Source organism: Variovorax sp. ZS18.2.2 (genome assembly GCF_024701975.1).
Classification (GTDB): Bacteria; Pseudomonadota; Gammaproteobacteria; order Burkholderiales; family Burkholderiaceae_C; genus Variovorax.
In genome coordinates this window covers 42,477-51,543 of sequence record NZ_JANLNM010000001.1, presented here as the reverse complement: position 1 = coordinate 51,543, position 9,067 = coordinate 42,477, and the positions used below count along the sequence as shown (strand labels likewise).

Genomic DNA, 9,067 nt, shown 5'->3' with positions numbered 1-9,067 from the left:
ACGCCTGTGGCTAAGCCAGGCCGCGCCGCCTTCACTCCTGCTGCGCACAACACAGGGAAGGCGCATCATGACGGCCTCGTCGTTGCCAGCCACGGGCGTCACTGCCTCGTCGAAACGCCCACGGGAGAGCGGCTGATCTGCCACCCGCGCGGCAAGAAGAGCCAGGCCGTGGTCGGCGACCGCGTGCGCTGGCAGGCCACCGAGGACGAAGGCACCATCGAGGAAGTGCTGCCACGGCGCAACCTCTTCTACCGGCAGGACGAGATCCGCACAAAGTCTTTTGCGGCGAACCTCGACCATGTGCTGATCCTGATTGCGGCCGAGCCGGAGTTTTCCGAGCATCAACTGGCGCGCGCGCTGATCGCGGCGGAAGCCGAGCGCATCACGCCGATCATCGCGCTCAACAAAAGCGACCTGGTCGAGCCCTTCGAGCGCGCCTGGACCAAGCTGGCGCCTTATCGCCGCATGCATCACGGCGTGCTGCCGCTCTCGCTCAAGGCGTCGGGCGAGGCGGACTATGCATCGCTGATGAAGCTGCTGTCCGGCAAGTCCACCCTCGTACTTGGCCCCTCGGGTTCAGGCAAGAGCACGTTGACCAATTTGCTGGTGCCGGGTGCAACGGTGCTGACCCAGGAAATCTCGCAGGCGCTGAATTCCGGCAAGCACACGACCACGAGCACCACCTGGTACTGGATCGACGAAGCGCGCACCACCGGCCTGATCGACTCGCCGGGCTTCCAGGAATTCGGCCTGAACCACATCGAGCCGATGCAGCTCGCCGGGTTGATGCCCGACATCGCCGAGCACACGGGGGACTGCAAGTTCTACAACTGCACCCACCTGCACGAGCCCGGCTGCGGCGTGATCTCGAACGTCGAGACGCCGACACATGCGGGCCCGATCAGCGCGTCGCGCTACAGGATCTACGGCGAGCTGTTCGCCGAGCTGAGCCAGACGCGCTACTGAACGTCCAGGATGGCTTGCAGCGCCTGCACCAGCGCGCTGCACTGCTCGCGCGTGCCGATGCTGATGCGCAGATACTGCGCGATGCGCGGTTGCTTGAAATGCCGCACCAGCACCGCACGCTCGCGCAGCAACGCGGCCAGCTCGGCCGCATCGCGTTGCGGATGGCGCGCGAACACGAAGTTGGTCTGTGAAGGCAACACCTCGAAACCCAGGTCTTCGAGCTGCAGGTGCAGCCCTTCGCGGGTGTCGACGATCTTGTCGCGCGTGGTGCTGAACCACGCCTCGTCCTCCAGCGCCGCGACGGCGCCCGCCGTGGCGAGCCGGTCGAGCGGGTAGGAGTTGAAGCTGTCCTTCACGCGCACCAAGCCGTCGATCAGAGGCTGCTGGCCGCAGGCGAAGCCGATGCGCAGGCCGGCGAGCGAGCGCGACTTGGAAAGGGTCTGCACCACGAGCAGGTTCGGATATTTGTCGACGAGCGGCAGCGCGCTCTCGCCGCCGAAATCAACGTAGGCCTCATCCACCAGCACCACGCGGTCAGGGCACCCTGCGAGCAGTCGTTCGATCTGCGACAGCGGCAGCCCGATGCCCGTGGGTGCGTTCGGATTGGCGATCACGATGCCCGCGCATCCGCCGCGTGCACGCGCCGCAATGGCTTCGACGTCGATGCGCAGGCCTTCATCGACCGCTTGCAACTCACAGGCAATGCCGTAGAGCTGGGCATAGACCTTGTAGAAGCTGTAGCTCACATCGGGCATGAGCAAGGGCTCGGCCTGCTGGAAGAAAGCGAAGAAGGCGTGCGCCAGCACTTCGTCCGAACCGTTGCCGGCGAACACCTGGTCGACCGTCAGGCCATGCCGCCGTGCCACCGCTTCGCGCAGCGCGAACGAGGTGGGGTCGGGATAGCGCTCCAACCCGCTCGAAGCAGCTTGCTGGATCGCATCGACGACAAGCGGCGACGGCGGATACGGGTTCTCGTTGGTGTTGAGCTTGACGAGGTTCGCGATGCGCGGCTGCTCGCCGGGCACGTAGGGCTCGAGTGCGCCGATGCGCGGGCTCCAGAACGCCGGCGTGGCGGAGGTCATGTCGCGCCGCTCAGCCAAGCAGACGGGCGAGCGTCAACAACGCCAGCAGCACCATCCACATCACGACCGAGCGCCAGACGAGGCCGACCACGCTGCGCAAGTGCCCGGGCTCGGGCTCGCGCCCCGGCGTGCTGCCGCTGTCGGGCCTGCGGTCATCGATCACCGATTCGCCGGCCTGCGCGCGCGGCAACGGGTCAGTGACGGGAATAGGGCTCAGCGAACCGCCGCCCAGTCGCACATTGACCGCGCCGGAAGTGGCCGCAAGGATCACGCCGTCGTTCTCGTTCGGAAAGCGCCGGGCGTCGTTGCGCCAGCAGTCGATGGCCTCCTCGAAACTGCCGACCACCGCGAAGCCCAACGCCGTGATGCGCGCGGGCAGCCAGTCGATGCCATGCCAGGCGCTCTCGGCCGCCTGCTGCACGGACACGCTCGACGGCTGCACCGCCGCGCCGTTCTTGTGGGCCCAGTAGCGTGCGACGAATTCGCTCATGCGGTAGAACACCGCGCCGGCCGGTCCGAGGCCGATGGCGGCGAGCACCGAGAACCACGCCAGCACGCCGAACACATGGCGGTGCGCGGCGATGACCGAATGCTCGATCACATGGCGCACGATCTCGCTGCGCTTGAGCTCGGCGGCATCGACGCCCTGCCAGTGCGCGAGCAGCGAGCGAGCGAGCGGCTCGTCGCCCTCGTCGAGCGCGTCGCGGATGTCGGTGAAGTGATGGCTGAACTGCCGGAACCCCAGCGTGACGTAGAGCACCGCGATGCTCCAGAGCACCGCGAACGGCAGGCCCAGCGTGAGCACCAGCAGCCAATGCACGCCGAGCGCCACGAGCGTGGGCACGAAGACGGCGAGCCCCCAGGCGATCCATCCGTGATGGGGCTTGCCCGCATCGAAATTGCGGCTGGTCCAGCGGGTCCACGCGAGAACGGTGCCGTACACGGGGTTGTGAGGGCCCAGCGGCCTCACCTGTTCGATCAGCAACGCGCACAGGATGGCAAAGAAGCTCATCCTTCGATGATAGCGAGAGCGCCCCCAGGTTCAGCCGGGATTCAGGCGCTCTCAAGTCAATGTGGCTTTGCCACTTGACTTGATCCCCCGCGGGGGGCCGGCCGGGCGCAGCCCGGCTATGGGGGCGCTCAAGAAACGGTAAAGATTGCGCAGCATGCCAGCGGTGGCACCCCAGACGAAGCGCTCGTCGGCGCCGTCCTGGTAGGGCATCGAGTACCACTGGCGCTTCGTGCCGTCGGGGGCGGGCACGGTGTGGTGGCGGTGGTTGGCCGGGTCCATCAGCCACGCGAGCGGCACTTCAAAGGCATCGGCGACTTCGTAGGGATTGATGGTGAGTTCGAAGCCGGGCTGCACCAGCGCAACCACCGGTGTCACGATGAAGGAAGTGACCGTTGTGTAGGTCGGCAGGTTGCCGAGCACTTCGATGTATTGCGCCGAAAGGCCGACCTCTTCCCAGGCCTCGCGCAATGCGGCGGCCGCGACGTTCGCGTCCTCGGGGTCGACGCGGCCACCGGGAAATGCCACTTGCCCCGAATGGGTCGAGAGGTGCGCGGTGCGCTCGGTCAGCAGCACGGTCGCGCCTTGCGAGCGCTGCACGATCGGCACGAGCACGGCCGCCTGGGCGGGTACGCGCTCGGTCAATCGCGGCTCGCGGCGCAGTTCGGGGGTCCAGACCGGCGGCGTTTCGAAACGAGCCCGCAGGGCCTGTGCCGTCAACTGCGCGGCCGGCACAGCCGGCAACCCATCGTTCCTCACCGCGAAAGGCGCCTTCCGAGGATCGAACGGTGGCAGCGTGGACGGCGCCACGGCGTTGACGGGTTCGAGAGAGGCGTCCTGCGGGGAAGTGGATGAGGTGGTCAAGAGATGAAAAGTACCGGGGCCGGAAAGAAGAAGTAGAGCGGAAAAACGAAAAGTTGTCTTTGAGCAGGAGCAACAACGCAAAAAGCCGCCAGAGCGGCGGCTTTTTGCACTGCAGGAAAACGGCTTACTTGGCGGCCGCTGCTGCTTGCGACTTGCCCGGCAGCTTTTCCTTGATACGTGCCGAACGGCCACTGCGATCGCGCAGGTAGTACAGCTTGGCGCGGCGCACATCGCCACGACGCTTGACTTCGATGCCGGCGATCAGCGGGCTGTAGGTCTGGAACGTACGTTCCACGCCTTCGCCGCTGGAGATCTTGCGCACGGTGAAGCCGCTGTTGAGGCCGCGATTGCGCTTGGCGATCACGACGCCTTCGTAGGCCTGCACGCGCTTGCGGGTGCCTTCGACGACGCTCACGCTGACGATGACCGTGTCACCGGGCATGAAATCGGGGATCTTCTTGCCGAGGCGGGCGATTTCTTCCTGCTCGAGGGTTTCGATGAGGTTCATGATTTCCTGATATTCGATCGTGTCGGGCTACACAAAAGGCGCCGTTGGTATCTGCCACCCTGAGGCGAACAGAAAGCCAGGCGCGGCCGGGCAGAGGATCGGGGAGCCCGAGATTATAGCTTTTTTTTCAGCACTGTCTCATCGGCCTTGTTCAGGCGGCCGGCAGCGCGGGCGGCGTCGATGAGGTCGGGGCGCCGGGCGGCCGTCATGGCCAGCCGCTGGTCGCGGCGCCAGCGCTCGATCTGCGCATGGTGGCCCGAGAGCAACGGCGCCGGAACGCCCTGCCCGTTCCACTGCTCCGGCCGTGTGTAGTGCGGGCAGTCGAGCAGGCCGTCGAGCGCGGGGTTGAAGCTGTCCTGCACATGGCTGGCCTCGTCGCCCAGCACCCCGGGCTGCAGCCGCGCCACGGCGTCGAGCAACGCCATCGCCGCGATCTCGCCGCCGGAAAGGACAAAGTCGCCGAGGCTGATCTGATGGGTGACACGCGCATCGATGAAACGCTGGTCGATGCCTTCGTAACGGCCACAAACCAGCACCGCGCCCTCGCTGGCCGACCACTTTTCGACCGCTTCGTGGCGCAGCGCCTCGCCGATGGGCGAAAACAGCACGACGGGCGCATCCGCCCCGCGCGCGGCCAGCGCCGCGTCGAGGCAGGCCGCCAGCGGCTCGGCCATCATCACCATGCCGGGGCCGCCGCCGAAAGGCCGGTCGTCCACGCGCTTGTAGTTGCCCTGTGCGAAATCGCGCGGATTCCAGAGCACGATCTCGACCTGCTTCGACTCGTACGCGCGGCGCGTCACGCCGCTGGCCATGAAGGGCGCGAACAGTTCGGGAAAGAGCGTGAGGACGTCGAAGCGCATGCGCGCAAGCCCCGGGGTCAGAACTCGGGCTGCCAGTCGACCGTGATGAGACGGCCGGCCAGATCGACCTTGTCGACGAAGACCGAGACGAAAGGCACCATCCGCTCGACGGCCTTGCCGTCTTCTTCGGCGGCCAGCACGAGCGTGGTCTGCGGGCCGGTGGCGAGCAGTTCGCGCACCGTGCCGAGCGTCACGCCTTCGCGGTTGACGACCGAAAGGCCGATCAGGTCGACCCAGTAGTACTCGTCGTCGCCCGCGGTCGGAAAGCTCGAGCGCGGCACGAACACGCGCGCGCCGCGCAAGGCCTCGGCCGCATTGCGGTCAGGCACCTCTTCGGACGAGGCGACGATGCAGTCGGAATGTTCTTTGGCTTCGCGGATCGCGAGCCGGAAAGCGGCGTTCGCCGAGGCTCCGGGAGCCTGCAGGAACCAGCGCTTGGAAGAAAAAAGCGCCTCGGGCTGGGCGCTGTGGGGCAGGACCTTGAACCAGCCCTTGATGCCCCATGCATCGGCGATGCGTCCTACCTCGATCGCATCCGCCGGCAATTCGGCGGCTTCGAGTGCGGGCAACATCGCCGTGCGTGACGGCTTAGGCTGCCGCCTTGGGAGCTGCGGCTGCAGCTTGCTTGATCAGGCGCAGGACCGTGGGCGAGGCTTGGGCGCCAACGCTCTTCCAGTAGGTCAGGCGATCCTGGGCAATGCGGATGCTTTCTTCGTTTTCCTTGGCGGTCGGGTTGTAGAAACCCAGGCGCTCGATGAAACGGCCATCGCGGCGGACGCGCTTGTCCGACACGACGATGTTGAAGAACGGACGGCCTTTGGAGCCGCCGCGGGAGAGTCGAATGACGACCATGATTTATCCTTGGGTGGTCAGCGAGCCAGTTGGATGAGAAAGAGGCCCGCTCACAATGTTCTTCCAGCGTCGAGACACGCGACATGGCCACCCGGCCAGCGACACGCTGAAAAGCCTGCGATTATAGCCCGCTACGCGTTTTCTCCGAATTTTCGGCCTCGCGCCGTCTCTTTTTCACCCATGACCCTCTCCATTCGCCCCAGCCGCGACGACGACGTCGCGGCCATCACGGCCATCTACGCCCACCATGTGCTTCACGGCACGGGCACCTTCGAGACCGAGGCGCCCTCCGCCGCCGACATGGCCGCGCGCCGCGCCGACGTGCTCGGCAAGAACCTGCCCTACCTGGTCGCCGAGGAGGATGGCGAGGTGCTGGGTTTTGCCTACTGCAACTGGTTCAAGCCGCGCCCGGCCTACCGTTTTTCGGCCGAAGACTCGATCTACATGGCGGAGTCAGCGCGCGGCAAGGGTCTGGGCGCCAAGCTGCTGGCGGCGCTTTCGCAGGCCGCCGAAGCGGTCGGCGTCCGCAAGCTGATCGCGGTGATCGGTGATTCGGCCAACGCCGGCTCCGTCGGTGTGCACCGCAACCAGGGCTTCACGCACGTCGGCGTGCTCAAAGATTGCGGCTGGAAGTTCGGCGAATGGCGCGACGTGGTCCTGATGGAAAAGGTGCTCGGCGAAGGCAGCACGACAAAACCCGAATGAAAAACAAAACTACCGCAGCGTGGCTCTCTTTCCTCGGCGGCCCCTTGGGGCTGCACCGCTTCTACCTGCGCGGCCTGGGCGACTGGCTGGGCTGGCTGCTGCCGATTCCGACGGCGCTCGGCGTCTACGGCATCGAGCGCGTGCGCATGTACGGCGTGGACGACGGCCTGAGCTGGGCGCTGATTCCGCTGCTGGGGTTCACCATCGCGGGCTGCGCGCTGATGGCCATCGTCTATGGCCTCATGACGCCCGAGAAGTGGAACGCCCGCTTCAACGCCAGCGCCCCGGCAGACGCCGCTCCGGGCCAGACGAACTGGTTCACGATCGGCGCCGTGGTGCTGTCGCTCTTCTTCGGCAGCACGATCCTGATGGCCAGCATCGTGTTCAGCTTCCAGCGCTACTTCGAGCACCAGATCGAAGAAGGCCGAAAGATCTCGCAGTAGCCGTCAGAACAGCTGCATGCTGATCCAGTAGGCGATCGCGGCCACGAACGCCGAGGCCGGGATCGTGAAGATCCACGCCCAGACGATGTTCCCCGCCACGCCCCAGCGCACCGCGCTCGCGCGCTGCGTGGAACCCACGCCGACGATGGCGCCGGTGATGGTGTGGGTGGTCGACACCGGAATGCCCAGCGCCGTTGCCAGGAACAGCGTCAGCGCGCCGCCGGTCTCGGCGCAGAAGCCGCCCACGGGCTTCAGCTTGGTGATCTTCTGGCCCATCGTCTTCACGATGCGCCAGCCGCCGAACATGGTGCCCAGTGCGATCGCGGCGTAGCAACTGATGATGACCCAGCTCGGCGGCGCCGCGTCGGCAGCCGAGGCGTAGCCGGTGGCGATCAGCAGCATCCAGATGATGCCGATGGTCTTCTGCGCATCGTTGCCGCCGTGGCCCAGGCTGTAGGCGCCGGCCGAAACCAGCTGCAGCCGCCGGAACCAGCGGTCCACGCGCGACGGCGTGGCGCGCCGGAAGCCCCAGGCCACCGCGATCATCATCACCGAGCCCAGCAGGAAGCCCAGGAGTGGCGACACGAAGATGAACGCCACCGTCTTCCAGATGCCCGAGGCCACAAGGCCCGTCGTGCCCGTCTTGGCGATCACCGCGCCCACGATGCCGCCGATCAGCGCATGCGACGAGCTGCTCGGGATGCCGTAGTACCAGGTCACCAGGTTCCAGCTGATGGCGCCGATGAGCGCGCCGAACACCACATGCACATCGACCACGCCGGGCTGGGCGATGCCCTTGCCCACCGTCGCCGCCACGCTCAGGTGAAAGATGAAGATCGCGATCAGGTTGAAGAACGCCGCGAACACCACGGCCTGCCCGGGCTTGAGCACGCCGGTGGAGACCACCGTCGCGATCGAATTGGCGGCATCGTGGAACCCGTTCATGAAGTCGAACAGGATCGCCAGCGCGACCAGCACTACCACCACCCAGAGGGCGACCTGAACCGTTGCCATCGATGGCTACCCGCTCAGGAGTTCTCGAGGACGATGCCCTCGATCACGTTGGCCACGTCCTCGCACTTGTCGGTGATCGTCTCGAGCAGCTCGTAGATCGCCTTCAGCTTGATCACCTCGCGCACATCGGGCTCCTCGCGGAACAGCTTGCTCATGGCGCTGCGCATCACGCGGTCGGCGTCCGATTCGAGGCGGTCGATTTCCTCACAGGTCTTGAGCACTGCCTCGGCCACGGCCGGGTCGGCGATCTTGCCGAGGAACTTGACGGCGTCCTTCAGGCGGTCGCAGCACTTCACGCTCAGGGCCGTGAGGCGCACGATCTCGTCGGTCATGTGGCGCACGTCGTACAGCGCCATCGTCTCGGCCGAGTCCTGGATCAGGTCGGCCACGTCGTCCATCGTGTTGATGAGCTTGTGGATCTGCTCGCGGTCGATGGGCGTGATGAAGGTCTTGTGGATCAGCCGGTTGACGTCGTGCGTCACGCGGTCGGCGGCGCGCTCGGCGTTGTCGACGTCGCGGTTGTACTGCTCCCGCAGATGCACGTCGCTGTAGTTGGCGACGAGTTGCTCGAATGCCCTCGCCGCCTCCACGATGCGCTCGGCGTGCTGGTTGAACATCTCGAAAAAATTGCCCTCGCGGGGCAGCAGCTTGCCGAACATGGAAACTCCTGGGTCGCGCCAATCACAATTTGATGACGCCTTCATGAAAAACCGGCGAAGTTTAACGGGCACGACGATCGCGTCCGGGCCAGCCTGCTTTTCAGG

General features: G+C 66.0%; 12 protein-coding genes. 3 read left to right on the top strand and 9 right to left on the bottom strand.

Features of this window, described 5'->3' with window-relative positions; genetic code table 11:
- The first annotated feature begins 6 nt into the window (after positions 1–6).
- On the top strand, positions 7–966 hold the full coding sequence (rsgA, locus tag NU688_RS00255) for a ribosome small subunit-dependent GTPase A (RefSeq protein WP_257858541.1): 960 nt from the start codon (positions 7–9) through the stop codon (positions 964–966).
- Here rsgA and hisC read toward each other — a convergent pair.
- The 7 genes from hisC to rpsP all read right to left on the bottom strand — a co-directional run bounded on the left by hisC (position 960) and on the right by rpsP (position 6,141).
- On the bottom strand, positions 960–2,048 hold the full coding sequence (gene hisC / locus NU688_RS00250) for a histidinol-phosphate transaminase (RefSeq protein WP_257858540.1): 1,089 nt from the start codon (positions 2,046–2,048) through the stop codon (positions 960–962). The genes rsgA and hisC overlap by 7 nt on opposite strands.
- Before the next feature lie 10 nt (positions 2,049–2,058).
- Entirely contained in the window at positions 2,059–3,060 is a 1,002-nt protein-coding gene (locus tag NU688_RS00245) for a CobD/CbiB family protein (protein WP_257858539.1), read from the bottom strand.
- Positions 3,061–3,111: 51 nt separating this feature from the next.
- Positions 3,112–3,921 (bottom strand): CoA pyrophosphatase, encoded by an 810-nt coding sequence (locus NU688_RS00240; protein ID WP_257858538.1) that lies wholly within the window; start codon positions 3,919–3,921, stop codon positions 3,112–3,114.
- 124 nt (positions 3,922–4,045) lie between these two features.
- Positions 4,046–4,429, bottom strand: coding sequence for a 50S ribosomal protein L19 (gene rplS / locus NU688_RS00235; protein ID WP_042582524.1), 384 nt, complete (start codon positions 4,427–4,429; stop codon positions 4,046–4,048).
- A 113-nt stretch (positions 4,430–4,542) separates the two neighbouring features.
- Positions 4,543–5,289, bottom strand: coding sequence for a tRNA (guanosine(37)-N1)-methyltransferase TrmD (gene trmD / locus NU688_RS00230; RefSeq protein ID WP_257858537.1), 747 nt, complete (start codon positions 5,287–5,289; stop codon positions 4,543–4,545).
- 17 nt (positions 5,290–5,306) lie between these two features.
- Positions 5,307–5,861, bottom strand: coding sequence for a ribosome maturation factor RimM (rimM, locus tag NU688_RS00225; RefSeq protein WP_257858536.1), 555 nt, complete (start codon positions 5,859–5,861; stop codon positions 5,307–5,309).
- A gap of 16 nt (positions 5,862–5,877) precedes the next feature.
- Positions 5,878–6,141: a 30S ribosomal protein S16 gene (rpsP, locus tag NU688_RS00220; protein WP_013540078.1), complete on the bottom strand. Its 264-nt coding sequence runs from the start codon at positions 6,139–6,141 to the stop codon at positions 5,878–5,880.
- Positions 6,142–6,321: 180 nt separating this feature from the next.
- Here rpsP and NU688_RS00215 point away from each other — a divergent pair, with 180 nt between their 5' ends.
- Both NU688_RS00215 and NU688_RS00210 read left to right on the top strand, forming a co-directional pair.
- Complete coding sequence (locus tag NU688_RS00215; RefSeq protein WP_257858535.1) at positions 6,322–6,846, top strand: GNAT family N-acetyltransferase; 525 nt, start codon at positions 6,322–6,324, stop codon at positions 6,844–6,846.
- Positions 6,843–7,289, top strand: coding sequence for a TM2 domain-containing protein (locus NU688_RS00210; RefSeq protein WP_257858534.1), 447 nt, complete (start codon positions 6,843–6,845; stop codon positions 7,287–7,289). The genes NU688_RS00215 and NU688_RS00210 overlap by 4 nt, the downstream gene beginning before the upstream one ends.
- A 3-nt stretch (positions 7,290–7,292) precedes the next feature.
- Here NU688_RS00210 and NU688_RS00205 read toward each other — a convergent pair whose 3' ends face one another.
- The gene (locus tag NU688_RS00205; RefSeq protein WP_257858533.1) at positions 7,293–8,303 is read right to left on the bottom strand and encodes an inorganic phosphate transporter; all 1,011 of its coding nucleotides are present in this window, start codon (positions 8,301–8,303) and stop codon (positions 7,293–7,295) included.
- Positions 8,304–8,317: 14 nt separating this feature from the next.
- Positions 8,318–8,962 (bottom strand): DUF47 domain-containing protein, encoded by a 645-nt coding sequence (locus tag NU688_RS00200; RefSeq protein WP_124463399.1) that lies wholly within the window; start codon positions 8,960–8,962, stop codon positions 8,318–8,320.
- Positions 8,963–9,067: the final 105 nt, after the last annotated feature.

Excerpts from the sequence above, each read along its gene's own strand:
- hisC (WP_257858540.1), bottom strand. The coding sequence starts at position 2,048 with ATGACCTCCGCCACGCCGGCGTTCTGGAGCCCGCGCATCGGCGCACTC.
- NU688_RS00245 (WP_257858539.1), bottom strand. The coding sequence starts at position 3,060 with ATGAGCTTCTTTGCCATCCTGTGCGCGTTGCTGATCGAACAGGTGAGG.
- rplS (WP_042582524.1), bottom strand. The coding sequence starts at position 4,429 with ATGAACCTCATCGAAACCCTCGAGCAGGAAGAAATCGCCCGCCTCGGC.
- trmD (WP_257858537.1), bottom strand. The coding sequence starts at position 5,289 with ATGCGCTTCGACGTCCTCACGCTCTTTCCCGAACTGTTCGCGCCCTTC.
- rimM (WP_257858536.1), bottom strand. The coding sequence starts at position 5,861 with ATGTTGCCCGCACTCGAAGCCGCCGAATTGCCGGCGGATGCGATCGAG.
- rpsP (WP_013540078.1), bottom strand. The coding sequence starts at position 6,141 with ATGGTCGTCATTCGACTCTCCCGCGGCGGCTCCAAAGGCCGTCCGTTC.
- NU688_RS00215 (WP_257858535.1), top strand. The coding sequence starts at position 6,322 with ATGACCCTCTCCATTCGCCCCAGCCGCGACGACGACGTCGCGGCCATC.
- NU688_RS00210 (WP_257858534.1), top strand. The coding sequence starts at position 6,843 with ATGAAAAACAAAACTACCGCAGCGTGGCTCTCTTTCCTCGGCGGCCCC.
- NU688_RS00205 (WP_257858533.1), bottom strand. The coding sequence starts at position 8,303 with ATGGCAACGGTTCAGGTCGCCCTCTGGGTGGTGGTAGTGCTGGTCGCG.
- NU688_RS00200 (WP_124463399.1), bottom strand. The coding sequence starts at position 8,962 with ATGTTCGGCAAGCTGCTGCCCCGCGAGGGCAATTTTTTCGAGATGTTC.